At 64.0% G+C, this 25,481-nt stretch carries 21 protein-coding genes and 1 pseudogene; 8 read left to right on the forward strand and 14 right to left on the reverse strand.

Features of this window, described 5'->3' with window-relative positions; genetic code table 11:
* Window positions 1-13: 13 nt before the first annotated feature.
* The 3 genes from CJD35_RS12845 to CJD35_RS12855 form a co-directional block, all read right to left on the reverse strand.
* Entirely contained in the window at window positions 14-1,204 is a 1,191-nt protein-coding gene (locus CJD35_RS12845) for a type III PLP-dependent enzyme (protein ID WP_017184461.1), read from the reverse strand.
* 150 nt (window positions 1,205-1,354) lie between these two features.
* The gene (locus CJD35_RS12850) at window positions 1,355-2,527 is read right to left on the reverse strand and encodes a carboxynorspermidine decarboxylase (RefSeq protein WP_017184460.1); all 1,173 of its coding nucleotides are present in this window, start codon (window positions 2,525-2,527) and stop codon (window positions 1,355-1,357) included.
* Window positions 2,528-2,625: 98 nt separating this feature from the next.
* Entirely contained in the window at window positions 2,626-3,831 is a 1,206-nt protein-coding gene (locus CJD35_RS12855; protein WP_017184459.1) for a saccharopine dehydrogenase family protein, read from the reverse strand.
* A 202-nt stretch (window positions 3,832-4,033) separates the two neighbouring features.
* Here CJD35_RS12855 and CJD35_RS12860 point away from each other — a divergent pair, with 202 nt between their 5' ends.
* Complete coding sequence (locus tag CJD35_RS12860; RefSeq protein ID WP_026002637.1) at window positions 4,034-4,597, forward strand: fasciclin domain-containing protein; 564 nt, start codon at window positions 4,034-4,036, stop codon at window positions 4,595-4,597.
* Between the two features lie 74 nt (window positions 4,598-4,671).
* On the opposite strand, the gene CJD35_RS12865 is transcribed toward CJD35_RS12860, so the two are convergent.
* Together CJD35_RS12865 and CJD35_RS12870 are read right to left on the reverse strand one after the other, a co-directional pair.
* Entirely contained in the window at window positions 4,672-6,255 is a 1,584-nt protein-coding gene (locus CJD35_RS12865) for a cisplatin damage response ATP-dependent DNA ligase (RefSeq protein ID WP_017184456.1), read from the reverse strand.
* 94 nt (window positions 6,256-6,349) lie between these two features.
* On the reverse strand, window positions 6,350-7,345 hold the full coding sequence (locus CJD35_RS12870) for a ligase-associated DNA damage response exonuclease (protein ID WP_017184455.1): 996 nt from the start codon (window positions 7,343-7,345) through the stop codon (window positions 6,350-6,352).
* A gap of 134 nt (window positions 7,346-7,479) precedes the next feature.
* Here CJD35_RS12870 and CJD35_RS12875 point away from each other — a divergent pair, with 134 nt between their 5' ends.
* On the forward strand, window positions 7,480-8,709 hold the full coding sequence (locus CJD35_RS12875; protein ID WP_017184454.1) for a BtaA family protein: 1,230 nt from the start codon (window positions 7,480-7,482) through the stop codon (window positions 8,707-8,709).
* The gene (locus CJD35_RS12880; protein ID WP_086485950.1) at window positions 8,709-9,353 is read left to right on the forward strand and encodes a class I SAM-dependent methyltransferase; all 645 of its coding nucleotides are present in this window, start codon (window positions 8,709-8,711) and stop codon (window positions 9,351-9,353) included. Before CJD35_RS12875 ends, CJD35_RS12880 begins: the two co-directional genes overlap by 1 nt.
* Before the next feature lie 31 nt (window positions 9,354-9,384).
* On the opposite strand, the gene hemA is transcribed toward CJD35_RS12880, so the two are convergent.
* The 3 genes from hemA to CJD35_RS12895 form a co-directional block, all read right to left on the reverse strand.
* Window positions 9,385-10,611: a 5-aminolevulinate synthase gene (gene hemA / locus CJD35_RS12885; RefSeq protein ID WP_017184452.1), complete on the reverse strand. Its 1,227-nt coding sequence runs from the start codon at window positions 10,609-10,611 to the stop codon at window positions 9,385-9,387.
* Between the two features lie 143 nt (window positions 10,612-10,754).
* Window positions 10,755-11,558, reverse strand: coding sequence for a glutamate racemase (gene murI, locus CJD35_RS12890; RefSeq protein ID WP_017184451.1), 804 nt, complete (start codon window positions 11,556-11,558; stop codon window positions 10,755-10,757).
* A 51-nt stretch (window positions 11,559-11,609) separates the two neighbouring features.
* The gene (locus CJD35_RS12895) at window positions 11,610-12,059 is read right to left on the reverse strand and encodes a hypothetical protein (protein ID WP_017184450.1); all 450 of its coding nucleotides are present in this window, start codon (window positions 12,057-12,059) and stop codon (window positions 11,610-11,612) included.
* A gap of 154 nt (window positions 12,060-12,213) precedes the next feature.
* On the opposite strand from CJD35_RS12895, the gene plsY reads away from it, so the two are divergent.
* From plsY to topA, 3 genes and pseudogenes are all read left to right on the forward strand, one after another.
* Window positions 12,214-12,813, forward strand: coding sequence for a glycerol-3-phosphate 1-O-acyltransferase PlsY (gene plsY, locus CJD35_RS12900; protein ID WP_026002636.1), 600 nt, complete (start codon window positions 12,214-12,216; stop codon window positions 12,811-12,813).
* Window positions 12,810-13,897: pseudogene (gene dprA, locus CJD35_RS12905) on the forward strand (DNA-processing protein DprA). Before plsY ends, dprA begins: the two are co-directional and overlap by 4 nt.
* A gap of 201 nt (window positions 13,898-14,098) precedes the next feature.
* A complete protein-coding gene (topA, locus tag CJD35_RS12910) occupies window positions 14,099-16,672 on the forward strand; it encodes a type I DNA topoisomerase (RefSeq protein WP_017184447.1) in 2,574 nt (857 codons plus the stop codon).
* Window positions 16,673-16,675: 3 nt separating this feature from the next.
* On the opposite strand, the gene CJD35_RS12915 is transcribed toward topA, so the two are convergent.
* The 4 genes from CJD35_RS12915 to lepB all read right to left on the reverse strand — a co-directional run bounded on the left by CJD35_RS12915 (window position 16,676) and on the right by lepB (window position 20,025).
* On the reverse strand, window positions 16,676-17,413 hold the full coding sequence (locus CJD35_RS12915) for a GGDEF domain-containing protein (RefSeq protein WP_244917188.1): 738 nt from the start codon (window positions 17,411-17,413) through the stop codon (window positions 16,676-16,678).
* A gap of 52 nt (window positions 17,414-17,465) precedes the next feature.
* Window positions 17,466-18,380, reverse strand: a complete 915-nt coding sequence (gene era, locus CJD35_RS12920; protein WP_017184445.1) for a GTPase Era — start codon at window positions 18,378-18,380, stop codon at window positions 17,466-17,468.
* Between the two features lie 125 nt (window positions 18,381-18,505).
* Window positions 18,506-19,189: a ribonuclease III gene (gene rnc, locus CJD35_RS12925; RefSeq protein WP_017184444.1), complete on the reverse strand. Its 684-nt coding sequence runs from the start codon at window positions 19,187-19,189 to the stop codon at window positions 18,506-18,508.
* Complete coding sequence (lepB, locus tag CJD35_RS12930) at window positions 19,186-20,025, reverse strand: signal peptidase I (protein ID WP_017184443.1); 840 nt, start codon at window positions 20,023-20,025, stop codon at window positions 19,186-19,188. Before lepB ends, rnc begins: the two co-directional genes overlap by 4 nt.
* A gap of 178 nt (window positions 20,026-20,203) precedes the next feature.
* Here lepB and pgi point away from each other — a divergent pair, with 178 nt between their 5' ends.
* The gene (pgi, locus tag CJD35_RS12935) at window positions 20,204-21,709 is read left to right on the forward strand and encodes a glucose-6-phosphate isomerase (protein WP_026002634.1); all 1,506 of its coding nucleotides are present in this window, start codon (window positions 20,204-20,206) and stop codon (window positions 21,707-21,709) included.
* Between the two features lie 170 nt (window positions 21,710-21,879).
* Complete coding sequence (gene gor / locus CJD35_RS12940; RefSeq protein WP_017184441.1) at window positions 21,880-23,226, forward strand: glutathione-disulfide reductase; 1,347 nt, start codon at window positions 21,880-21,882, stop codon at window positions 23,224-23,226.
* A gap of 31 nt (window positions 23,227-23,257) precedes the next feature.
* Here the strand turns inward: gor and CJD35_RS12945 are convergent, their stop codons facing one another.
* Window positions 23,258-23,974 (reverse strand): 2OG-Fe dioxygenase family protein, encoded by a 717-nt coding sequence (locus CJD35_RS12945; protein WP_026002633.1) that lies wholly within the window; start codon window positions 23,972-23,974, stop codon window positions 23,258-23,260.
* A 58-nt stretch (window positions 23,975-24,032) separates the two neighbouring features.
* Window positions 24,033-25,448, reverse strand: coding sequence for a helix-turn-helix domain-containing protein (locus tag CJD35_RS12950; RefSeq protein WP_026002632.1), 1,416 nt, complete (start codon window positions 25,446-25,448; stop codon window positions 24,033-24,035).
* Window positions 25,449-25,481: the final 33 nt, after the last annotated feature.

Genomic DNA, 25,481 nt, shown 5'->3' on the forward strand with positions numbered 1-25,481 from the left:
GAGCTTGAGCCTTTTAGCCCAGCTTGATGACAGTCGCGCGACGGCGGGCAGGGACCGGTTCGGCGTAGAGGCTAGCCATCGGCTCGTCCGCTACTTCGACCACGGTTTCCGCCGTGAAGCCGTTGAAACCTGTACGCATGGCGCAGCCATAGGCACCCAGCATGCCGATTTCGATGTAATCGCCAGCAGCGACATCGTCAGGCAGCATGAACGGGCCGACCATATGGTCCATATCGTCGCAGGTCGGACCATAGAAGGAGAAGCCGGTCATCGCCGCGTCGCTTTCCTCGTCACGCAGCAGCGCGACCGGGAAACGCCAGCCAATATGTGCGGCATCGAACAAGGCGCCATAGGCACCGTCGTTGATGTAGAGCTCCGTACCGCGACGGCGCTCCACCCGCACGATGATCGAGCTATATTCCGCCGACAGCGCGCGGCCAGGCTCGCACCAGAGTTCCGACGAATAGCTGACCGGCAGGCTTTCAAAGCCACGGTGGATCGCGTCGAAATAATTTTCCAGCGCAACCGGCTCCATGCCCGGATAGACCGACGGGAAGCCGCCGCCGACATCGATGATGTCGACCGTGACCGCCGCATCGACGATCGCCGCGCGGACGCGCTCGATCGCGTCGCTATAGGCCTGCGGGCTCATCGCCTGGCTACCGACATGGAAGCAGATGCCAAGCGCGTCGGCGGCCTGACGGGTGGCCATCAGCAATTCGCGGGTTTCGCCGAGTTCCGCGCCGAATTTCGACGCCAGCGACAATTCGCTATGTTCCGACGACACCCGCAGGCGGACGCACAATTCCAGATCGGTCGCGCCATTGGTCGCGCGCATGATCTTTTCCAGCTCGTCGATCGTGTCGAGCGAGAAGGTGCGTACGCCATGGACGGCATAGGCTTCGGCGATGGCTTCTTCAGCCTTGACCGGATGCATGAAGCACAGCTTCGCGTCCGGCAGCGTTTCCGCGACAAGGCGCACTTCCGCGATGGAAGCGACGTCAAAGTGCGAAATACCATTGTCCCACAACGTCCGAAGCAAATCGGGCGAGGGATTGGCCTTTACGGCATAGAGCGAGCGCCCCGGAAACTTCTCGACGAAGAATCGGGCGGCGCGGGCCGCAGCCTGCGGGCGAATCAGCGTTACCGGTGCTGCCGGTGTGAGGGTGGTCGCTACCCCCAGCGCGCTAGGATGCTTGTGCAATTCAAGGGACCTCCAGTGTCGTTCGTGGGCATAAAAAGCTGCCTTGCGGTGGAAGTCCCATGGGGCAGCGGACGGTCGCTATATGCGTAGGGGGTCCCCCTGTAAAGCGTATGTGCAAATTTTGTTGCACGCGGCTCCACGAAACGTGCCTCAGGAGAGGCGAGCCTTGAAATCCGAATAGGAAAAAGCGCGAATTTCCGTGAGTTTGTCGGTGGTTGAATCCCAGAGCCAGATGGCAGGCAGGGGAACGCCATTGAACGTATTGGTCTTGACCATGGAATAATGGGCCTGATCGAGGAAGGCGATCCGCGCGCCCGGCTCTGCACCGCCGGGGACTCGATAGTCGCCGATAATGTCACCCGCCAGGCAGGATGGCCCGCCAAGGCGCGTGACGGGACCGTCCGATGGCTCGTGCAGCATGGCGGGGCGATAAGGCGCCTCGATCACGTCGGGCATGTGGCAGGTGGCGCTAATGTCGGTGATGCCGACGGCCATGCCATTATCGATGACGTCGAGGATTTCGCCCACCAGTATGCCCGCGTCGAGCGCCATGGCCTCTCCCGGTTCCAGATAGAGGGTGAGGCCGGTCTGCGCCTTGATCCGTTGCAGGAAGGCGACCAGATCGTCGCGCTGATAATCGGCGCGCGTGATATGGTGGCCTCCGCCGAAATTGAGCCATTTGAGGCTGGCGATGTGCGGCAGGATATGCGGTTCGACCGCCGCCCAGGTGCGCTCCAGCGGCGCCAGATCCTGTTCGCACAGATTATGGAAATGGATGCCGTCCACCCCGGCCAGATGATCGGGCGTCAACTGGCTGACGGGGAAGCCCAGGCGGCTGTGCGGCTGCGAAGGGTCGTATTTTGCGACTTCGCCTTCCGGGTTTTGCGGATTGATGCGCAGCCCGATGTCGAAACTGTGTCCGGCGGCGCGGGCCGCGTCGATCTGCGGCTTGAAGCGCGCAATCTGGCCGGGGCTGTTGAAGATCACATGGTCGGAAATCTTGAGGATTTCGGCCAGATCGGCAGGCTTGTAGGCGGCGCAATAGGTCGCGACCTCGCCCTGATATTCCTCGCGGCCAAGGCGCGCTTCATAGAGGCCGGACGCGCAGACGCCGTCGAGATATTCGCCCATGACGCTGCCGAGCGACCACATCGAAAACGCCTTGAGCGCGCCCAATATCTTGATGCCTGCGCGGTCGCGAACATCGGCCAGGATGGCAAGGTTGCGCCGGATCGCGGCCTCATCCACCACGAAGGCGGGCGAGGGAACGCGATACAGATCGAAATGGGCGAAGGCGGCGGGATCGCCGGCTTTGGTTTCCATGATTTCTATCCCAATGTGCTCCTGCGTAGGCAGGAGCCCAGGGCGGCAAGCACTGCGCCCCGGACTCTGGGCTCCTGCCTTCGCAGGAGCACGGCGGCTTAAAACGCCAGCGGCGCGTCCAGTTCCTTCACCTGCCAGGGCAGGCCATGCTTGTTGAGCATGTCCATGAACGGGTCGGGATCGAACTGTTCGATGTTGAACACGCCTTCGCCGCGCCATGCGCCGGTCAGCATCATGGCCGCGCCAATCATGGCGGGGACGCCGGTGGTGTAGCTGACCGCCTGATTGCCGGTTTCGGCATAGGCATCCTCATGATCGCAGATGTTGAGGACATAGACGGTTTTCTGCACGCCATCCTTGGTGCCGGTGGCAATGTCGCCGATGTTGGTCTTGCCCTTGGTCGTGGAACCCAGGCTGGACGGTTCGGGCAGCACGGCCTTGAGGAACTGGAGCGGGATGATCTCCTTGCCCTCGTAGATGACCGGATCGATCCGGGTCATGCCGACATTCTGGAGCACTTCCAGATGCTTCAAATAGGCGTCGCCAAAGGTCATCCAGAAACGGATGCGTTTGATTTCGGGATAGAATTTGGCCAGGCTTTCCAGTTCCTCATGATACATGAGGTACATATTCTTGGGGCCGACCTGATCGAAATCGAATGTCTGCTTGTGGCTGAGCGCCGGACCTTCGACCCACTGCCCGTTTTCCCAGTGACGCGACGGGGCGGTCACTTCGCGGATGTTGATTTCCGGATTGAAATTGGTGGCGAAATGCTGGCCATGGTCGCCGCCATTGCAATCGAGAATGTCGAGCGTGTCGATCGTGTCGAGCAGATGCTTCTTGATGTAGGAGGCAAATACGCTGGTGACGCCGGGGTCGAAACCGGAGCCGAGCAGCGCCATGATGCCCGCTTCCTTGAAGCGTTCCTGATAGGCCCATTGCCAGCCATATTCGAATTTCGGCGTGTCGCGCGGTTCGTAATTGGCGGTGTCGAGATAATCCACCTTGGTCGCGAGGCACGCGTCCATGATGTTGAGATCCTGATAGGGCAGGGCCAGATTGACGACCAGCCTGGGCTGTACCTTTTCGATCAGCGCGATGGTGGCGGCGACATCGTCCGCATCCACCTGCGCCACGTCGATGGTGACGCCGGTGCGGGCCAGGACCGATTCGGCGACCTTCTCACAGCTGACGATGCGGCGGCTGGCGAGCGTGATGTGCGAGAATATATCGCTGTTCATCGCCATCTTGTGCACCGCGACCGACCCGACGCCGCCCGCGCCGATGACCAGAACCTTGCTCAATCTCGTCTCCATATGCTGTGCGCGGTCACCCCGCGAAAGCGCCCATATAGGGGCTTGGGATGACAGCGCAAAGACGCAGTGCAATTGCGCTGCCTGCCCTGATGTCCTTTAGGTCATGCCTTGCACCCATTCGCTGCTCTCAAACGTATCAACCGCGCATCCCGACACCTTTGGGATGCCAGGATAGCGGAAGGATGCCCCCATGAAATTTTCACCCATGACGATCGCGCTTGCCAGCGTGATATTGACCGCCAGCGGCGGCGGGATCGCGCAGGCGCAAATGGCCAAGAACCCGATGGTCGGCGGCGCGGCGATGTATCCGACCAAGGATATTGTCGACAATGCAGTCAATTCAAAGGACCACACGACGCTGGTAGCCGCAGTGAAGGCCGCCGGTCTGGTCGACACGCTCAAGAGCGCCGGGCCGTTTACCGTGTTCGCGCCGACCAATGCCGCTTTCGCGAAGCTGCCCGCAGGCACGGTCGATACGCTGCTGAAGCCGGAGAATAAGGCGACGCTGACCGGCATACTGACCTATCATGTCGTGCCCGGCAAAATGAACGCGAAGGACATTGCGGCCAAGGCTGCGGCCAATGGCGGCAAGGCTGTGCTGACGACCGCGCAGGGCGAACCGCTGACCGTCTGGCAGAAGGGCAAGGACTGGTATGTCACCGACGCCAAGGGCGGATCGGCCAAGATCACCATCGCCGACGTCAATCAGTCGAACGGTGTCATCCACGTCATCGACACGGTTTTGATGCCTTGATCGCTGTCGAAATGATGTGATGGCCGACGGGCCGATGGCTCCACCCCCTTGCCATCGGCCCGTTTGTTTTTGGGTTAGCGCACCAGTTTCTTCAGCCCCTCCACCGTGTCCGCCTCCGCCGCTGGCTTGTCCCGCCTGATGCGGGCGATGCGGGGGAAGCGCATGGCGAGGCCGGATTTGTGGCGCTTGCTGTCATGGATGCTGTCGAAAGCGACTTCCAGCACCAGCGTCTTTTCCACTTCACGCACCGGGCCGAAGCGGGCGACCGTGTTCTGGCGGACGAAGCGGTCCAGCCATTTCAATTCCTCATCGGTGAAGCCGCTATAGGCCTTGCCCACCGGATGCAGTTCACCCTCCGGCGTCCAGCAACCGAAGGTGTAATCGGAATAGAAGGAGGAGCGTTTGCCATGGCCGCGCTGGGCGTACATCATGACGCAATCGGCGGTCAGCGGATCGCGTTTCCATTTATACCATAAAGCAGCCTTGCGCCCGGCGACATAAGGGCTGTCGCGGCGTTTGAGCATTACGCCTTCGATCGCGGCGTCGCGCGCGCCTGCCCGAATGTCGGCGAGGGCGTCGAAATCGGCAGCGTCGATGGTGGCGGACAGGTCGAACCGCGTTGCGTCGAGATGGGGCATATAGGCTTCGAGCCGGGCACGGCGCTGTTCCCAGGGCAGGGCGCGCAAATCCTCGTCGCCCTCCAGCAGCAGATCGTACAGGCGCACGAAAGCGGGATAGTCCGCCTGCATTTTGGCGCTGACGAGCTTGCGGCCAAGGCGCTGTTGCAGGGCGTTGAAGCTGGCCGCCTCGCCGCCCTGAAACTCGCCGCGCACCAGCAATTCGCCATCCAGCACGGCATGGCCGGTGAAGGCGGCGGCTATTTCGGGGAAGCTGGCGGAAATGTCGTCGCCCGCGCGGCTGTAGAGGCGCGTTTCGCTCCCCGTGCCGACGATCTGGATGCGGATACCGTCCCATTTCCACTCGGCGGCATAGTCCGCCAAGTCCACGCTGTCGGCTTCGAGCGGGTGGGCGAGCATGAAGGGGCGGAAGAAGGGCGTGCCCGCTGGGTCGGGGCGTGGCGCGCGGCCTTCGGCCCAGTCGAACAGGGCGGTGTAGGGGGGCGGCAAGGCGTGCCAGACCTGCTCGACATCATCGACGTCGAGCCCGAATGCCTGCGCGAAGCCCGTTTTGGCGAGGCGGGCGGAGATGCCGACGCGCAGGCCGCCGGTGGCGAGCTTGAGCAGGGCGAAGCGGCCTGATGCGTCGAGATGGTCCATCATCTGCGCCAGGGCGTCGGGCGCTGCGGCGCGGCTGGTGGCGTGGAGACGATCGACCACGGTAGCAAGTGTCAGCGTGCCGTCGTCCAGGTCCGGCGGTTCGCCCGGCGGCGTCGGCCAGAGCAGGGCGACGGTTTCGGCCAGATCGCCCACATAGTCGCGGCTCATTTCATACAGGACGGGATCGACACGGGCGCGGATCATTTCGCCAATGGCCGAGGATTTGACCGCCTTGAGATCGAGATTGCCGGTGAGAGCAGCCAGCGCCCAGCCGCGATCCGGGTCCGGCGCGGACCGCAGATAGGCAGCGATCAGCGCCAGCTTGCCATTGCGCGATCGGGTGTAGACGAGGGCGTCGAGCAGTTGGGAGAAGGGTCTCATTGGCCAACGTCCGTTCGGTTCGAGCTTGTCGAGAACGCGCGCGATACAGTTCTCGACAAGCTCGAACCGAACGGGTGGGGGTCGCTCAGGGCCATCACCCTTCCTCCTCCTCATCGTCCCGCCCGACCAGCGCTAGCGCCCGCGCCCTGATCTGATGGGTCATGCACCAGTGGAGCAAAGCTTCCTCCCGCCCATGGGTGATCCAGGTTTCGGTCGGGGCAACCTCGCGGATCGTGTCTGTCAGTTCGTCCCAGTCGGCATGGTCGGACAGGATCAGCGGCAGTTCGACATTCTTCTGCCGGGCACGCTGGCGCACGCGCATCCAGCCGGATGCCATGGCAGTGATCGGGTCGGGCAGGCGGCGGCTCCAGCGGTCGTTGAGGGCGGATGGCGGTGCGACGATGATCGCGCCGCGCATCTCCTTTGCCGCGACGCCAGTGGCGGGGCGCAGGTCGCCCATCTCGACACCGAGTTCGACATAGAGATTGCACATGCGTTCCATTGCCCCGTGGAGGTAGATCGGGTCGTGATGGCCGCGCGCGCGCAATTCGCAGATGACCCGTTGCGCCTTGCCCAGCGCATAGGCGCCGACCAGCACGGAGCGATCGGGGTTGGCGTGAAGGGCGGCGAGTAACCGGTCGATCTCGCTGCCGGTATCGGGATGGCGGAACACGGGCAGGCCAAAGGTCGCTTCGGTCACGAAAATGTCGCACGGCACCGGCTCGAACGGCGGGCATGTGGGGTCGGGCCGGCGCTTGTAATCGCCCGTGACGACGACCCGCTCGCCCGCATGGGTCAGGACGATCTGCGCCGATCCCAGGACATGGCCTGCGGGCACATAGCGGATGGTGACGCCGCCCAGCCGGATTTCCTCGCCATAGCCGACCGGCGTGCCCGATGCCGTGCCGTAGCGCAGGCCCATGATCGCCAGCGTTTCGCGCGTGGCCCAGACATGGCCATGGCCGCCGCGCGCATGATCGGCATGGCCGTGGGTCACCAATGCGCGCTCGCGCGGGGCGGACGGGTCGATCCACGCATCGGCAGGGCGGACATAGATGCCGGTGGGGTGGGGTTCGATCCAATGGGCCATAGATGACCAGAAGATGTGAGAGCGCCGCCGGTTCCGCAAGCTGGTAACAGGGACGTAACGCTATCGTCACGGTGCCGACGCGCAGTTGCCCTATGGGCCACGCCACGACCCGATAGCGAGGAGGCTTGAACAGCATGGCGGCACCGGCCCATAAAAAGATCACGCGCGCGGTGCATCGCCACCGGCATCTGTCCAAGCAGGGGCTGCTGGAGCGTGCCTTCACCTTCGCGTTCCGGGGGCTGGTCTATGCCCAGATCTGGGAAGATCCGGCGGTGGATATGGAGGCGCTGGCGATCACGCCCGATTGCCATGTGGTGACGATCGCGTCGGGGGGCTGCAACGTCCTGTCCTACCTGACTGCCGATCCCGCGAAGATCACGGCCGTGGACCTGAACACCGCGCATATCGCGCTCAACCGGCTGAAGCTGATGGCGGCGCGGACCTTGCCGGACCACGCCGCCTTCCACCGTTTTTTCGCGCAGGCGGACAGCCGCGAGAATATCGCGGCCTATCGGGAAATGGTCGCGCCGCATCTGGATGAAGCGACGCGGCGCTACTGGGAAGGGCGCGACCTGATCGGGCGGCGGCGGATCGGCGGCTTTGCGCGGGGCATCTACAAACATGGCCTGCTGGGGCGCTTCATCGGCGCGGCGCATCTGCTGGCGCGGTTGCATGGCGTCAATCCGCGGCGGATGCTGGACGCCACGACACTGGCGGAGCAGCGGGCGATTTTCGACGCGGAACTGGCCCCGATTTTCGACAAGGCGTTTGTGCGCTGGCTGACCAGCCAGCCCGCCTCGCTATTCGGGCTGGGCATTCCGCCCGCGCAGTTCGAGGCGCTGGCCGGGGACGACCGGATGGACGCGGTGCTCAAAGCCCGGCTGAAGAAACTGGCCTGCGACTTTGACCTGAAGGATAATTATTTCGCGGTGCAGGCCTTCGGGCGCGGCTATGCCGCCAATGACCCGGCGGGCGCGGGGCCATTGCCGCCCTATTTGCAGGCGGCCAATCATGACGCGGTGCGCACGCGGGCGGACCGGGTCGATGTGCGCCATGTCAATTTCACCGATTTCCTGCGCGATCAGCCTGCCGCTTCGGCGGATCGCTACATTTTGCTCGATGCGCAGGACTGGATGGATGACGATCAGTTGAACGCGCTGTGGGCGCAGATCACGCGGACGGCGAAGCCGGGCGCGCGGGTGCTGTTCCGCACGGCGGGCGAACCGAGCATCCTGCCCGGACGGGTTGTCGACGCGGTGATGGACCAGTGGGCGTATCAGGCGCAGGCGTCGCTTGATTACACGGCGAGCGACCGATCGGCCATTTATGGCGGGGTGCATCTCTATGTGCTGAAGGAGGCATGATGAGCGACCATGGACGGTTGATGGACGGCACCTATCGCTGGCAACGGCATATCTATGACATAACGCGCAAATATTATCTGCTGGGGCGCGACGGACTGATCGCCGACCTTGCTCCGCCTTCGGGCGGCAGCGTGCTGGAAATCGGTTGTGGCACCGGACGCAACCTGATCGCGGTTGGCAAGGCATGGCCCCATGCGCGGCTCTATGGCGTCGATATTTCGCAGGCGATGCTTGATACTGCGCAGATTTCGGTTGAGCGGGTGGGCATGGCCTGCCGCGTCAGGCTGGCACGGGGGGATGCGGTGGATTTCGATCCCCAGGCGCTGTTCGGCCGGGCGACCTTCGATCGCGTGTTCATCAGCTATGCGCTGTCGATGATCCCCGACTGGGAAGCGGCATTGCAACAGGCCGCGCTATGCGTCGCGCCGGGGGGCAGGCTGGAGGTTGTGGATTTCGGCCAGCAGGAAGGCCTGCCCGGAGCGTGGCGCGCGGTCCTGTTTGGATGGCTGGCGCGGTTCCACGTAACGCCGCGCCCGGTGCTGGGTGACGCCATCGAAGCCGTCGCCCGCAATGTCGGTGGCGAACCGAGCCTGAGGACGCTGTATCGCGGCTATGCCGTTCGCGGTGGCGTGGCGAAGGCCTGACCGCCCATTTCCAGCGAAACGGCGATGGGGTTTAAGCTGCCTTGCGTTCCAGCAACTCAAGGTCCAGCCGGTCCCAGATTTCCACCAGCGCCGCGACCAGATCGCGCATCATCGCTTCGGTGTGGGCCGGGCCGGGGGTGAAACGCAGGCGCTCTGTCCCGCGCGGGACGGTGGGATAGTTGATCGGCTGTACATAGGCGCCATATTCGGCGAGCAGAATGTCGCTGATCCGTTTGGCCTTGACCGGATCGCCCACCATCAGCGGCACGATATGGGTGACCGTGTCCATGACGGGGAGGCCCGCATCAGCCATGAACTGCTTGAGCAGGGCGGCGGACGCCTGTTGCCCGTCCCGTTCCTCGCTGGAGCCTTTCAGATGGCGCACGCTGGCCAGCACGCCCGCAACCAGCACGGGGGAGAGCGAAGTGGTGAAGATGAAGCCGGGCGCATAGCTGCGGATCACATCGACGATCATCTGGTCGGCCGCGATATAGCCGCCCATCACGCCGAACGCCTTGCCCAGCGTGCCTTCTATGATGGTCAGCCGGTCAGCTACGGCATCCCGTTCCGAAATGCCGCCACCACGCGCGCCATACATGCCCACGGCATGGACTTCGTCCAGATAGGTCAGCGCGTTGAACTCGTCGGCCAGGTCGCAGATCGCGGCGATCGGCGCGACGTCGCCGTCCATCGAATAGACGCTTTCGAACGCGATCAGCTTGGGCGCTTCGGGATCTTCGGCCGCCAGCAATTCGCGCAGATGGTCGACGTCGTTGTGGCGGAACACCCGCTTTTCGCAGCCCGAATTGCGGATGCCAGCGATCATGCTGGCATGGTTGAGTTCATCGGAAAAGACGATGCAGCCCGGCAGCAGCTTGGCCAGGGTAGAGAGCGTCGCTTCGTTCGAGACATAGCCCGACGTGAACAGCAGGGCCGCTTCCTTGCCATGCAGATCGGCCAGTTCGCCTTCCAGATCGACATGATAATGGGTGTTGCCGCCGATATTGCGGGTGCCGCCGGACCCGGCGCCGACATCGTGCAGCGCCTCTTCCATTGCGGCCACGACCTTGGGATGCTGGCCCATGGCCAGATAGTCGTTGGAACACCAGACGGTGATGGGCTTGGGACCATTATGGCCGTGAAAGCAGCGCGCATTGGGGTAGGCGCCCCGGTTGCGCAGGATATCGATGAACACCCGATACCGGCCTTCTTCATGGAGACGATCGATCGCCTGCGCAAAGATATGCTTGTAGTTCACGCTCGCCCTAACCCTAGACTGCCCACATTCTACTTATAGCGGGCGTTTACCGATTGATGCTGCGCTTTACCAGCGCTAACCGTTCGCAGACATAAGGGGAAATACCGATCAATCATATCGGACCTTTTGTCCAAGAGACAGAATCAGAGCTGTTCGATCCGGTCGAGGCCATAGCGGGCAAGCGCCGGGGCGAGCGCGCGGACATGGTCATCCACCCGCGTGAATACGGCGATGCCGTTTGCCGGAACGTCAGGCCAGGGCTGGCCCTGCGTCAGAAACGCAATGCGCCGGGCGATCCCCTCGCCGCCATGAACGAAGGTCAGCGGACGCGATGCAGCGGCGGCCAGTTCTTCCTCGACCAGCGGAAAATGGGTGCAGGCCAGCGCGACTATGTCCATGCGGTCCCCGCCCGGCTGGTCGGTCAGGCCCGCGAGCGCGGCACGGGCGATCGCCGGGTCGAGCGGTTCGCCGCGCAGCTTCGCTTCGGCCAGTTGCACCAATGCCGCGCAGCCATGGCGCAGCATGATGCAGTCCGCACCATGTTCGGCGGCCAGCCGGTCGACATAGGGCTGGCGCACGGTGGCGTCGGTGCCCAATACCCCGAACACGCGGGTTTTGGAGGCAAGCGCGGCGGGTTTGATGGCGGGTACGGTGCCGACGACGGGAATGTCGAGCGCTGCGCGCACATGGCTCAATGCGATGGTCGATGCTGTGTTGCAGGCGATGACGGCGAGGCGCGGGCGGTATCGCTCCACCAGCCGCCCCAGCAGCGCCGGAACGCGCGCGGCAATTTCCGTCTCGCTCTTGGTGCCATAGGGGAATCCGGCGCTGTCGGCGGCATAGACGACCGGCGCGGTCGGTATCAGTGCGCGGGCGGGGGCGAGGATGGATAGCCCGCCCACGCCGGAATCGAAAAAGAGGATGGGAGCTTCTGGCGCGACCGTCATTATGGAGGGACATGTCGCGGGAACAGGCGGGGGTGTCAACGCCCGTTCGGTTCAATCCCCTGTTTCGGGCAGTTCCGCCAGCAGCTTGCGCAGGGCCGCGACGCTGGCATCATATTGGTCGGCCGGGCCGGCGGCGCGCAGCAGTTCCAGATCGCCGCGCAACTGGTCGATCCGCCGCTGCGCCATGGCCAGCTTCACGCCGTCGACCCTGATCTTCAGGTCGATGGCGGCCTTTAGCTGCTCCGTGTCCGGCCAGTCCGGCTGCCGCCTGGCGAGCGTATCGACCGCGTCGAGCAACTTGCCGATCTGCCGCCCATAGCTTTCCTGCGCGACGATCGCCTGTTCGGTCTGCGGCGCGCTCGAATTATTTTCGTTGACGATGATGTTGCCGAACGACCAGCCGCTGTTGATCGACTGCCACAATTTCTGCGGCGCCAGCGCCATCATGCTCCAGTTGTGGACGAGGTTGCTCAGGGGATCGAACGAAGCATTGTCGGTCATGGCAAGTCCGTCGCTGGGAGGTCGCCAGAATGACGGGCGCGCAGGCATAAATCAAGCGAAGGCGGTGAGCGGTTGCGGTTGACCATTGCCCGCGCCGCCCGTCACGCTATGGTCGCCTGACCATCCTGTCTGCCCTATCATCATCGGCGAGAATATGAACTTTCCCTGGCTGCTTCCCCTGTGCGTTCTGCTGCTTGGCTATGGGCTGGGTTCCATCCCCTTTGGCCTGTTGCTGACCCGCCTTACCGGGGCGGGCGACCTGCGGCAGATCGGTTCCGGCAATATCGGGGCGACCAATGTGCTGCGCACGGGGCGCAAGGGGCTGGCGGCGGCGACGCTGCTGCTGGACCTGCTCAAGGGCGCGGCGGCGGTGCTGATCGGCGCGGCGCTGATCGACGGAGGAGGGCCGATGGCGGGGGCCGTGGCCTTTATCGGCCATTGCTATCCGGTCTGGCTGCGCTTTGCCGGGGGCAAGGGCGTGGCGACGATGATGGGCGTGGTGACGGCGCTGCACTGGCCCGCTGGCTGCATCTTTGCCGCAGTGTGGCTCGGCGCGCTGTTCGGGACCAGATGGTCGTCGGTCGGCGGCATGGCGGCGGCGGTTAGCGCGCCGATCGCGCTATGGTTCATGGGGCGGATCGAACTGGTGCCCGTGGCGCTGGCGATGGCGCTGATCCTGTTGTGGCGGCATCGCGCCAATATCGCGCGGCTGATGCAGGGAACGGAACCCAAGATCGGGTCCGGCAAAGGGTGAGCGAGCAGGAACGGTTCGACCGGCTGCGGCTCATCCGCTCACCCCGGATCGGCCCGGTCAGCTATCGGCAATTGCTGGCGCGCTTTGGCACGGCGGGGGCTGCATTGCGCGCCATTCCCGATCTGGCGGCACGCGGCGGCGGCAAGGCAAGCGTTGCCGATGCAGGCGCGGTCGAGCGGGAGATTGCCGCATCACGGGCCTTGGGCGCGCGTTACCTGTTGATGGGGACGCAGACTATCCCGCCCTGCTCGACCAGTTTGAGGGCGCGCCACCCGCGCTGATCGTGCGCGGGGATGCGGCGCTGGCGGCGGGGCAGTGCATCGCCATGGTTGGCGCGCGCAATGCGTCGGCTGCGGCAATACGCTTCGCGCGGACGCTGGCGCAGGATCTGGGGCAGCGCGGCGCGGTGGTCGTATCGGGGCTGGCGCGGGGGATCGACACGGCGGCGCATCAGGGATCGGTGGGCAGCGGGACGATCGGCGTCATCGCCTGCGGGCTGGACGTGGTGTTTCCGCCGGAAAATCGCGATTTGCAGGCGCAGATCGCCGATGTCGGCCTGCTGGTGACCGAACATCCGCCCGGCGTGCAGCCACTGGCGCGCCATTTTCCCGCGCGCAACCGGATCATCGCGGGTTTGGCGGTGGGGACCGTGGTGGTCGAAGCCGCGCCCAAATCGGGTTCGCTCATCACCGCGCGGCTGGCGGGCGAAGCAGGGCGGGAGGTGATGGCGGTTCCCGGATCGCCGCTAGACCCGCGCGCGCAAGGCTGCAACCAGCTGATCCGCGAGGGCGCGACCCTGATCCAGAATGCCGACGATGTGCTGGAGGCAGTGGGCAGCATCGACATTCGCATGGTGCGGCAGGGCAGCTTCGATTTCGCCGGTGAGCCGGTATCGAGCGATGTCGCGGCGGGCGAACGCAGCGCCGTCATCGCGCTGCTGGGCCATGCGCCGGTGCCGGTGGACGAACTGATCCGCCTGAGCGGCCTTAGCCCGGCGGTGGTGCAAACGGTGCTGCTGGAACTGGAACTGGCCGAGCGGCTGGACCGGCTGGCGGGGGACGGGTGCGTTTGCGGTGAGGAATGACGCCCAGTCGAAACGAACGGAGCCAATAGTTCCGCCAACTCTTTTATCACCAGAGATGCCGACCTTCGCAGGCATGACGGCAGAGCCAAGGGGCTAGCGCTCCCCCGCCTTCTCCCCTAATCACACGCACCGCTTGACGCCCGCCGTCATCGCCTTCCAGACTCGCGCGTACGTGTGAGGCATCAAATTCCGGGGCCGTAAATGCAGCTTGTCATCGTCGAATCGCCTGCCAAGGCCAAGACTATCGAGAAATATCTGGGCGGGGATTTTCATGTTCTGGCCAGTTACGGTCATATCCGCGATCTGCCGGCCAAGGACGGATCGGTGGACCCGGATGACGGCTTTGCGATGCAGTGGGAAAATTATGGTGACAAGGGCAAGCAGCTCAAGGCCATAAGCGACGCAGCCAAGGGCGCGTCACGATTGATCCTGGCGACTGACCCTGATCGCGAAGGGGAAGCGATCAGCTGGCATGTGCAGGAGGTGCTGCGCGCCAAGAAGGCGCTGCCGGCGCAGGTGGACCGCGTGACCTTCAACGCGATCACGAAGGCCGCCGTGCTGGACGCGATGGCCAAGCCACGCGCGCTGGACGAGGATCTGATCGACGCCTATCGCGCGCGCCGGGCGCTCGATTATCTGGTCGGCTTCACCCTCTCGCCCGTGCTGTGGCGCAAGCTGCCCGGCGCCAAGTCGGCGGGCCGGGTGCAATCGGTCGCGCTGCGGCTGGTGGTCGAGCGGGAGCGGGAGATCGAGTCCTTCACCCCGCAGGAATATTGGTCGGTCGCGGCGGATATGGAGCAGGACGGCACCGCCTTTACCGCGCGCCTCGTCCGCTGGAAGGGCGAGAAGATCGAGCGGCTGACGATCGGTCGCGAGGGCGACGCGATGGCGGCCAAGGCCGATGTCGAGGCCGGGCGCTTCACGGTGGAGAAGGTCGAGACCAAGCCGCTCACCCGCAATCCCCCGCCGCCCTTCACGACGTCGACCCTGCAACAGGAAGCCGCCCGCAAGCTGGGCTTTTCCGCCAGCCACACGATGCGGATCGCGCAGCAACTTTATGAGGATGGCGCGATCACCTATATGCGAACCGACGGCGTGCAGATGGACGGCAGCGCCATTTCCGCCGCGCGCGCCGCGATCGCGCAGCGCTATGATGGCGGCTATGTGCCGGACAAGCCGCGCATCTACCAGACCAAGGCGAAAAATGCGCAGGAAGCGCATGAAGCCATCCGTCCGACCGATTTTTCGCGCGACAAGGTGGGCAGCGGCGATCACGCACGCCTCTATGACCTGGTGTTTAAGCGGGCGCTGGCCAGCCAGATGGCGTCGGCGCGGCTGGAGCGCACCACGATCGACATGAGCGACGCCACCGGATCGCATACGCTGCGCGCGACCGGGCAGGTCGTGATCTTTCCCGGCTTCCTGGCCCTGTATGAGGAAGGCCGCGACGATAGCGACGATGAAGATGGCAAGCTGCTGCCGCGCATGAGCGAGGGCGATGCGCCCGCCAGGAAGAAGGTCAGCGCCGAGCAGCATTTCACCCAGCCGCCGCCGCGTTACTCCGAAGCATCGCTGGTGAAGCGGCTGGAGGAGTTGGGGATCGGGCGACCGTCCACCTATGCATCGACATTGCAGGTGCTGAAAGACCGCGACTATGTTCGGGTCGAAAAGAACCGCTTTTTTGCCGAGGAGAGCGGGCGGCTGGTGACGGCCTTTCTGGAGCGCTTCTTCGAGCGTTATGTCTCCTATGATTTCACCGCGGGCCTTGAGGACGAGCTGGACGACATTTCCGGCGGCCGGGCGCAGTGGCAGGCGGTGCTGGAAGCCTTTTGGAAGGATTTCAAGCCCAAGACCGCCGAGGTGATGGAGCAGAAGCCGAGCGACATCACCGCCGCGCTCGACAAGTTTCTGGAGCCGATGCTGTTCCCGCCCAGGGCGGACGGCAGCAATCCGCGCGCCTGCCCGCTGTGCGCGGACGGGCAATTGTCGCTGCGCGGCGGCCGCTTTGGCGCATTCATTGCCTGCTCCAACTATCCCGAATGCAAATATACCCGCAAATTCGGCCAGCCCGGCGGCAAGGATGGCGAGGATACTGGCCCCGAAATATTGGGCAAGCACCCGGAGACCGGGCAGGACATCGTCAAGAAATCCGGCCGCTTTGGCCCCTATATCGAAATGGGTGAAGGCAAGGAGGCCAAGCGCGGGTCGATCCCAAGAGACTTGCCCGATGGCGAGTTGACGCTCGACTGGGCGGTCAGGCTGCTGAGCCTGCCGCGCGAGATTGGCCTGCACCCCGAAACCGGCAAGCCGATCGTGGCGAATATCGGGCGTTTTGGTCCCTATCTGCTGCATGACGGCAAATATGGGCGGCTGGCATCGACGTCGGAGATTTTCGAGGTCGGGATGAACAGCGCGGTGGTCAAGCTTGCCGAAGCCGCCAATCGCGGCCCGCGCAGCGCCGGGCGGGAGCCTTTGAAGATATTGGGCGCGCATCCGCGCACGGAAGCCGAGATCAAGCTGATGGAAGGACGCTACGGCGTCTATGTGACTGACGGTACGACCAATGCGACCCTGCCCAAGACGGTGGACAAGGACCAGTTGACGCTGGAGGAAGCTGCGCAACTGATCGACGCGCGGGCCGCCGCGGCTCCGGCCAAGAAGGGCGGGAAAAAGAAAGCCGCGCCCAAGAAGGCGGCGGCCAAGAAGGAGGGGGCGGCGAAGAAACCCGCTGCAAAGAAAGCCCCGGCCAAGAAGAAGGCGGCGGCGGCGGAATGATGGTCAGGCCGCGAGCCTGACCTGATTGCGGCCATTCGCCTTTGCGGCATACATGGCCATGTCCGCGCGCTGGAGCAGTTGATCGGCACTCGCACCGGCACTGGCGCTGGGACCGGCACTGGCGCTGCCATCCGCATGTGCAGCGCCTACGCTGATCGTCGGGCGAATATGGGTGCCGTCCGCCGCTGCTATGTCCAGCATTTCGATCGCCTGGCGGACGCGCTCCGCCATGGCGGTTGCCTGGGTCGATGGCATGTTGCGCAGGTAGATGGCAAATTCCTCGCCACCCAGCCGCCCGCACAGATCATCGCTGCGAATGGTGGCGCGCAGGCTGTCCGCGATCGCCTTGAGCACGCGATCGCCCATGGCATGGCCATAGCCGTCATTGATCGCCTTGAAATGATCGACATCGATCAGCAGGCAGGTGCCGGGCTGGCGGTCCTGCTCCTCCTGCAGACGGCGCAGAAAGGTCGCCCGGTTGAGCAGGCCGGTCATCTGGTCCACTTCCGCCAGTTGCTGCAATTCCACCAGCGCGGCGCGCAGCTTGTCATTGAGACGGCGCTTCTGCTCCGCCTGCCTGCTCATGATGATACAGACGGGCGTGGAAATGCATAGCGGCGTGCAGAAGCCGAAAATCCAGTAGGGGAAGGGGATTTCCATGCCCGGAAAGCGCGAGGCGACGAACATCGCGGCCATGGTCGTGCTGACCGAAAAGCTTATGCCCGCCAGGATCCTGTGCATGCCCCGCATCGCCTTTGGGTAGCACAGGATAGTAAACAATGAATTTCAGCGGCTACTCGACCCAGTCCAGGCCGATGTCGCGATAGATGCCGCGGTCATTTTCCCAGTCTTCCTTGACCTTGACATGCAGATAGAGGTGCACCTTCACCCCCAACAGCTTGGCCAGTTCCTCGCGCGCCTTTGACCCGATTTCCTTCAACCGCTGCCCGCCCTTGCCCAGCACGATAGCGCGCTGCGTCGGGCGTGCGACCAGGATTTGCTGGTGGATTTCGACCGATCCGTCCTGCCGTTCCTTATATTGTTCGGTATCGACAGCGGCGGCATAGGGCAGTTCGGCGTGAAGCTGGTGATAGAGCTGCTCGCGGGTGATTTCCGCCGCCAGCATCCGGTCGGTGGCGTCGGACACCTGATCTTCGGGGAAATGCCATGGCCCTTGCGGCATGGCGGCGGCAAAGGCGGCCTTGAGTTCGGGCAGGCCATCGCCGGTTGCGGCGGATACGAAGAAGATTTCGTCAAAACCCAGCGTGTCGTTCAGCACCTGCGTATGGGTCAGCAGCTTTTCCTTGATGGCAATGTCCACCTTATTGAGGATCAGCCATTTGCGTTCGGTGCGATGCTTGAGCGCTTCGATGATGGGTTCAAGCTTCGGGCCACGCCCCGCCTTGCCATCCACGACCATCGCGATCAGATCCGCGCCCTGCGCGCCGCCCCAGGCCGCCTGCACCATGGCGCGGTCCAGCCGCCGCCTGGGCGCGAAAATGCCGGGCGTATCGACCAGCACCAGTTGCGCGTCGCCCTCGATCGCGACGCCCATGACACGGGTGCGCGTCGTCTGCGCCTTGGCACTGGTGATCGCCACCTTCTGCCCCACCAGCGCGTTGACCAGCGTGGACTTGCCCGCATTGGGCGCGCCGACAATGGCAATGACGCCGCAGCGCTGCGTTGACTGAATTTCTGGACTTTCCAAACTAAACTCCGTTCGCCCTAAACAAGCCGTGCTTCTGCGAAGGCAGGAGCCCAGGGCGTTAGCACGCGCCAGTGCGCCCTGGGCTCCTGCCTTCGCAGGAGCACATCATAACATATAAATTCGGTTTAGCCCGTCAGCTTCTCCAGCAACGCTGCTGCCGCCGCTGTCTCCGCTTCCTGCTTCGATCCGCCGGTCGCGCTGGCCTCGCCTGCGCCCTTGATCGTCACGGCGACGACGAAGCGCAGGGCATGTTGCGGGCCGGATCGGTCCTTGATTTCATATTCAGGCGGCTTGCGCTTGTTGGCGGCGGCCCATTCCTGAAGCGCGGATTTGGGGTGGCGCGGCGCGGCGGTCTGGGTATCGACGCGGTCGGCCCACAGGCGGCGCACCAGCGTGCGGGCTTCGTCCAGCCCAGCCTCCAGATAGAGCGCGCCGATCAGCGCCTCCATGACGTCGCCCAGCACATTGTCGCTATTGGCCGCGCCATCGTCGCGCGCTTGCTTGCCCAGTATCAGATGGGCCGGCACGCCCGCGTCGCGCGCCACCTCGGCACAGGTTTCGCCCGACACCAGCGCGTTGAAGCGGCGCGACAATTTGCCTTCCGGTTCACCGGCAAAGCGATCAAACACCCATTCGGATACCAGCAGCCCCAAGACCCGGTCGCCCAGAAATTCCAGCCGCTCATAATTGACCGGGTTGGCGCTGCCATGGGTGAGCGCCTGGCTGAACCGCGCAGGGTCGCGCGGGGGGCGCCCGATCAGCGCCGCCAGCCAGCCCGCCGTGTCAGGTTGGGGCGCCTTATGGTTCAAAAACCTTCCCCGATGCGGTTCCACCGCGCAGCCGACACCCAAGTCCAGGGCAGCAGCCAGTTGGCGCTGCCATCGGTCGAAAATACCGAAATCATGGCTTTGCCGACCAGATTTTCTTCAGGGACCAGCCCGATGCCGCCGCCTTCCACCGCCGGGAAGCGGCTGTCGGCGCTGCGGTCGCGATTGTCGCCCATCATGAACAAATGGCCCTGCGGCACCAGCACCGTGTCGCGATCATCCGCCGCGCCGTCCGGCACCAGGTCCAGCACATTATAGCTTTTCGCCGGCGTATCCTTGGTCGCTGGCAGCGTTTCGCGATATTGGGGATAACGGCACTGCTTGCCGCCGCCGGGGGCGGCTTCCTCGAAATCGGGGCGATAGCAGGGGGACTCTGCGCCCTCTTTGGCTGCAGCCTGCGTCATGTTGGGGGTCACGGGAATGACGAGGTCGGCGACCTTCTGCTTGGGGATGGCAGCGCCGTTGAGGTAAACGGTGCCACCACGCACGGCGATCATGTCGCCGGGCAGGCCGATCACCCGCTTGATATAGTCATTCTTCTGGTTCGGCGGCGCCTTGAACACCACCACGTCGCCGCGGTGCGGGGTGGACGGGAAGATGCGGCCGGGGATCAGGGGGATGCTGAAGGGCAGCGAATAGCGCGAATAGCCATAGGGCCATTTGGCGACCAGCAGATAATCGCCGATCAGCAGGCGCGGCTGCATGGATTCCGACGGGATATTGAACGGCGAGATAATGAAACTACGCAGGACAAAGACGAACAGGCCCAGCTTGGCGAGGAACCAGAGAAAGTCCCGCGTTTCCGATTTTGCAGTCATGGGTGATCGTTCAATCCCTGTGAAACAGCCGATAAAGCGGCCGTTGGGGCTTTTGAGGCTTGCGGCCTGACACGTCAAGCGCGTCCTGACCTATGCAATTGGTCGAAACATTGGCTAAAGAAGGCCGGGAATCGGCATGTGCAGCGCCGGTTTCGGTTTCATCGAAGAGGATATTTTCATGCCGACTCCTGCACTGGCGGCCATCGCCGCCCTGCCGCAAGCCGACCTCAAGTCGATTTTCACGACCGATCCCGATCGCTTGTCCAAACTGGTGCATCAACTGGGGCCGATCCGCTTCGACTGGTCCAAGACCCATCTGACCGATGACCTTGTCGCCGGATTTCTGGCGCTGGCGGATGAGCAGGGCTTTGCCCAGCGGCGCGACGCGCTGTTTGCCGGAGAGGCGGTGAACAATACCGAAGGCCGTGCGGCCGAGCATCCCGCCGAGCGGGGCGAGGGACATCCCGACAGCGTCGCCAGCGCAAAGGCGCTGCATAACCGCATGCGCGCGCTGGTCGATGCGATAGAGGCGGGCGCGCTGGGCGACATTCGCCACATCCTGCATATCGGCATTGGCGGGTCCGCGCTTGGCCCCGACCTGATCGTCGATGCGCTGGACGGCGACGGCGTGCGGTATGACGTGGCGATTGTGTCCAATGTCGACGGCACCGCGCTGGAGCGCGCGATCGAGGGGTTCGATCCCCATGCGACGCTGATCGCGATCGCCTCCAAGACCTTCACCACCAGCGAAACCATGCTGAACGCCGCCAGCGCGATCAACTGGATGATCGAAGGCGGCGTGGAAGACCCCTATGGCCGCGTTGTCGCGCTGACCGCCGCGCCCGAACGGGCGATGGACTGGGGCGTCGATGAAACCCGCATCCTGCCCTTCGCCGAATCCGTAGGCGGGCGCTATTCGCTCTGGTCCTCGATCGGCTTTCCCGCCGCGCTGGCGCTTGGCTGGGATGCGTTTGAAAGCCTGCTGGAGGGGGCGGCCGAAATGGACCGCCATTTCCGCCTGTCCGACCCGGCGCAGAATATTCCGCTGATCGCGGCCTTTGCCGACCAATATTATACGCGGGTGCTGGGGTGCCAGACCCGCGCCGTGTTCGCCTATGACGAGCGGCTGGCGCTGCTGCCATCCTATCTCCAGCAACTGGAGATGGAGAGCAATGGCAAGGCGGTAAAGCTGGATGGATCGCCGGTGGACGGCCCGACTGCGCCAATCACCTGGGGCGGGGTAGGGACGGACGCGCAACATGCCGTGTTCCAGCTGTTGCATCAGGGCACGATCATCACGCCCGTCGAATTCATCGCCGCGATCGAGCCGGGCCATGCGCTCAACCCGGCGCATCACCGCGCATTGCTGGTCAACTGCTTCGCGCAGGGAGCCGCGCTGATGCGCGGCAAGGATAATGCCGCCGACCCGGCACGCGCCTATCCCGGCAACCGCCCGTCGACCACCATCCTGATGGACGATGTGACGCCGCATGCGCTGGGCGCGCTGATCGCCTTTTACGAGCATCGCACCTTTGCCAATGCGGTGCTGATGGGCATCAACCCGTTCGATCAGTTCGGCGTCGAACTGGGCAAGGAAATCGCCAAATCGATCGAGGCGGACGGGGCCACAGGTTTTGATCCGTCGACCATGGCGCTGATCGAGATTGCGCTGGGGGCGGAGTAAACCACAACAGCCGTTCGTTTCGAGCGAAGTCGAGAAACGCGGAAGCGGCGCTGCACGCTTCTCGACACGCTCGAAGCGAACGGAGGTGGTTTGGCTACCAGCAACAAGATTCCCGTTTGTAACTCCCGCCCTCAACCGCCATATCCCCCGCACCCAATCGGAGGCCAGGCATGAGCGAGTTTGATTTCGACCTTTTCGTCATCGGTGCAGGATCGGGCGGCGTGCGCGCGTCGCGTGTCGCCGCAGCGCATGGGGCGAAGGTCGCGGTGGCCGAGGAGTTTCGCGTCGGCGGCACCTGCGTCATTCGCGGCTGCGTGCCCAAGAAGCTGCTGATCTATGGCGCGCATTTCGCCGAGGATCTGAAGGATGCGCGCCGCTTTGGCTGGAACGTCCCCGACTGCGGCTTTGAATGGACGACGCTGCGCGACAATGTGCTGGGCGAAGTCGACCGGCTGGAGGGGCTCTACCGGAATACACTCAACAGCCACAAGGTTGAGATGATCCCCGAACGCGCGGTCGTGACCGGCCCGCACAGCGTGAAGCTGGCCAGCGGGCGCGAAGTGACGGCGAAATATATATTGGTCGCGACTGGCGCCTGGCCGGTCATGCCCGACATCGAAGGCGCGGAACATGGCATCACCTCGAACGAGGTGTTTCATCTCGACCAATGCCCAAAGCGGATCGTCATCGTCGGCGCTGGCTATATCGCCAATGAATTTGCCGGCATCTTTCACCAGTTCGGCAGCCATGTGACGATCGTCAATCGCTCCTCCACCCTGCTGCGCGGCTATGACGAACAGATACGCGACCGGCTGCTTCAGATTTCGATGACGAAGGGCATCAATTTCCGTTTCAACGCGCATATGGAACGGATCGAAAAGACGGATGACGGTGCGCTGTGCGTCCACTTCAAGGATGGCGATCCGGTATCCGCCGATGTCGTCCTGTTCGCGACCGGGCGAAAGCCCAATGTCGACGGGCTGGGGCTGGACAGCGCAGGCGTCGAACTGGACGACAAGGGCGCGATCAAGGTCGACGACTATAGCCGGACCAGTTGCGAGAGCATCTATGCCGTGGGCGACGTGACCGACCGTCTGCAACTGACCCCGGTGGCGATCCGCGAGGGTCATGCCTTTGCCGATACGGTCTTTGGCGGCAATCCGCGCACGGTCGATTATGACTGCGTGCCATCCGCCGTGTTCAGTCACCCGCCGCTGGCCGGTGTCGGCATGACCGAAGCGCAGGCGAAGAACAAGCTGGGGACGGTGAAGGTCTATACGTCCGACTTCCGCCCGATGAAATATGTGCTGGCCGGGCGCGAGGAGCGGGCGCTCTACAAGATGATCGTGGACGCCACGACCGAGCGGGTGGTGGGGCTGCACATGATCGGTCCCGACGCGCCGGAAATCTTGCAAGCCGCGGCCATCGCGGTGAAGGCGGGGCTGACCAAGCAGGACTTTGACGACACGGTCGCGCTGCACCCCAGCATGGCGGAAGAACTGGTGCTGCTGAAATGAAATAGGCGTGTTCCCGCGCAGGCGGGAACATTCAGGCCTGGACGAACGTCACCACCAGCGCATCGCGCCAGGCCGGTTGGTTGTCATCGACCGCATGGATTTCCGTAACGCCATGCAATATCCGCCGGTCGTCGATCAGCATGGCGTCGCCCGCATCGGCCAGCATGAACTCGCCCAGCGGCGTGCCGTCTGGCGCGCCGATCCGGGTCACGCCTTCCCGCACGTTGCGCCGTTCGACCAGCATCACCAGGACATGATCCACCCCGTCGCGATGCAATCCTTCGGGCGTGGGGCGGCCGACTTCTCCGGGCCGCGCCTCGATACGGAACTGGTGCATTTCGACATGGGCGGTGCCGTTCATCGGGAATTGCGCCGCGCAGAAGGCGAAGATGGCGCGGCAGACGGGACTGTCGATCGTGGCCTGTTCGACCGGATCGAACCAGCGCTGCACATCGCCATTGAGCGGATTATAGTCCCGGCTCTGATAATGGGGCTGGTGCGGCTGGCGGATGAAATCGCCCGCTTCGTAGCGGAAGGTCGCGTGGCGACGGCGGCGGTAGCGCCCGCCATCGGCCATATAGAGATCCGGCCCCAGATCGTTCCAGCTGGCGGCAAACGCATGCCATTCGGCCACGCCCACGCCCAGTTGCGCGAAGGTTTCGGCCCCCGACAGGCGCGCATAGCCTTGTCTTGCCATCATAGTCTGAATGGCGTTGGTCGCCGGGTCGATCAGTGCGCCGTGAGTCATCATGCCTCTCTAATGCCTTGCCCAGACGATCGACAGGGCCGCTTTCCGCAGGCTGGCTTCACCCGATCCAATAGGGGACGATCTGGCGATTGTCCGGGTCGACATGGATCGGCCGGTCGGCGGGCGGAAAGGCGCGCTGGTCGCAACTCTGGCGCGAACAGAGGCGGCAGGTGATGCCGATGGGCGTCGCCGCGCCCTCATCCTCCAGTCGCAGTCCGTCGGCATAGACGAAATTCGCCGCATGGGCGGTCTCGCACCCAAGCACCACGGCAAAGCGGCGCGGCGTGCGGCTGTAGCTGCCCGATGGCTTTACCAGCCCCTTCGCCATCGACACATAGCGCACCCCATCGGGCGTTTCACCCAGTTGCACGTTGATCCGGTCGGGGATGGCGACCGCTTCATGCACGTTCCACAACGGACAGGCGCCGCCGAAACGGGCGAATTGCAGCCGGGTGGCGCTGTGGCGCTTGGTGATGTTGCCCGCCATGTCCACGCGGCAGAAGAAGAAGGGGATGCCGCGCAGGCCGGGGCGTTGCAGCGTGGACAGGCGGTGGCACGCCTGCTCGAAACTCACGCCAAAGGTGCGGGCCAGACGGTCGATGTCGTGGCGCATCACCCGCGCCGCCTCCCGAAACGGCGCATAGGGCAACAGCAGCGCGCCAGCGGCATAATTGCCAAGGCCGATCGCCAGCAACCGATCAGCCCCGGCCACCGGCAGCGCGGCCTTTGCCACGACATCGGCGATGACGGCCTGCCCCTCCAGCATCATCAGCTGGTGCGCGAGCATGAATTTGCGGCTCTCGGTCGGCAGCGCGGCGTTGATGAACAGGCGTCGGTCCGGCGCGCTATAGGATCGCAACGCGCTGTCGGGCGTATCGGCGATCAGCGTCTCGATGCCGTGCCGCCGAGCCAGCGCTTCGACCAGCATGCCCTCGTCCAGCGCCTGCCCGGCGGTAAAGCTGGCGGCCATATCCTCGGCCAGACAGTCGAGAGAGTGGACATAATTGCCCGCTTCATGAAACCAGTCGCGCGCCGCCTCCCATGGCAGCCGCGCCTGCACCGTGCTGTCGTTGGCGATCGCTTCCTCGATCATGTTGATGCGTTCATTGGCGCGGATATGGGCGTTGTAGAGATCGAGGTAACGCGCCGCGAATTCGGGAAATTGCAGGTGCAATTTCTCGATCCGCTCCGGCTCCAGCGCGACGCCGGGCAGTTCGGGATGGCTGAGCGCGAAGGTGAATGCGCCCAGCATCTGCTCATCCTCGCGCGCGTCGAAACTCGCCCAGTCGGTCGGGAAGGCATTGGCGAGCGCCGCCTTGACCTTGGCGGTCAGGGGGCGATCGTCATTTTCCATCTGGGACAGATAGGACACGGATATGCCCAGCGCCTGCGCCATCGTCGCCTGGTCCATGCGATGGTCAAGGCGCAACTGACGCAGCTTTGGTCCTGCAAAGATACGGTTGCCGCGTGCCACTATACACCCCCTGCACAAACCCATAGACTGGAT

Source organism: Sphingobium xenophagum (assembly GCF_002288285.1).
In the GTDB taxonomy this organism is placed as follows: Bacteria; Pseudomonadota; Alphaproteobacteria; order Sphingomonadales; family Sphingomonadaceae; genus Sphingobium; species Sphingobium xenophagum.

What these genes read in the sequence shown, in the direction of transcription:
- CJD35_RS12880 (WP_086485950.1), top strand. Translation starts at nt 8,709, where the DNA reads ATGAGCGACCATGGACGGTTGATGGACGGCACCTATCGCTGGCAACGG.
- topA (WP_017184447.1), top strand. Translation starts at nt 14,099, where the DNA reads ATGCAGCTTGTCATCGTCGAATCGCCTGCCAAGGCCAAGACTATCGAG.
- CJD35_RS12850 (WP_017184460.1), bottom strand. Translation starts at nt 2,527, where the DNA reads ATGGAAACCAAAGCCGGCGATCCCGCCGCCTTCGCCCATTTCGATCTG.
- CJD35_RS12945 (WP_026002633.1), bottom strand. Translation starts at nt 23,974, where the DNA reads ATGACTCACGGCGCACTGATCGACCCGGCGACCAACGCCATTCAGACT.
- CJD35_RS12870 (WP_017184455.1), bottom strand. Translation starts at nt 7,345, where the DNA reads ATGGCCCATTGGATCGAACCCCACCCCACCGGCATCTATGTCCGCCCT.
- CJD35_RS12895 (WP_017184450.1), bottom strand. Translation starts at nt 12,059, where the DNA reads ATGACCGACAATGCTTCGTTCGATCCCCTGAGCAACCTCGTCCACAAC.
- CJD35_RS12865 (WP_017184456.1), bottom strand. Translation starts at nt 6,255, where the DNA reads ATGAGACCCTTCTCCCAACTGCTCGACGCCCTCGTCTACACCCGATCG.
- gor (WP_017184441.1), top strand. Translation starts at nt 21,880, where the DNA reads ATGAGCGAGTTTGATTTCGACCTTTTCGTCATCGGTGCAGGATCGGGC.
- CJD35_RS12875 (WP_017184454.1), top strand. Translation starts at nt 7,480, where the DNA reads ATGGCGGCACCGGCCCATAAAAAGATCACGCGCGCGGTGCATCGCCAC.
- CJD35_RS12915 (WP_244917188.1), bottom strand. Translation starts at nt 17,413, where the DNA reads ATGCACAGGATCCTGGCGGGCATAAGCTTTTCGGTCAGCACGACCATG.
- murI (WP_017184451.1), bottom strand. Translation starts at nt 11,558, where the DNA reads ATGACGGTCGCGCCAGAAGCTCCCATCCTCTTTTTCGATTCCGGCGTG.
- CJD35_RS12860 (WP_026002637.1), top strand. Translation starts at nt 4,034, where the DNA reads ATGAAATTTTCACCCATGACGATCGCGCTTGCCAGCGTGATATTGACC.
- lepB (WP_017184443.1), bottom strand. Translation starts at nt 20,025, where the DNA reads ATGACTGCAAAATCGGAAACGCGGGACTTTCTCTGGTTCCTCGCCAAG.
- plsY (WP_026002636.1), top strand. Translation starts at nt 12,214, where the DNA reads ATGAACTTTCCCTGGCTGCTTCCCCTGTGCGTTCTGCTGCTTGGCTAT.
- pgi (WP_026002634.1), top strand. Translation starts at nt 20,204, where the DNA reads ATGCCGACTCCTGCACTGGCGGCCATCGCCGCCCTGCCGCAAGCCGAC.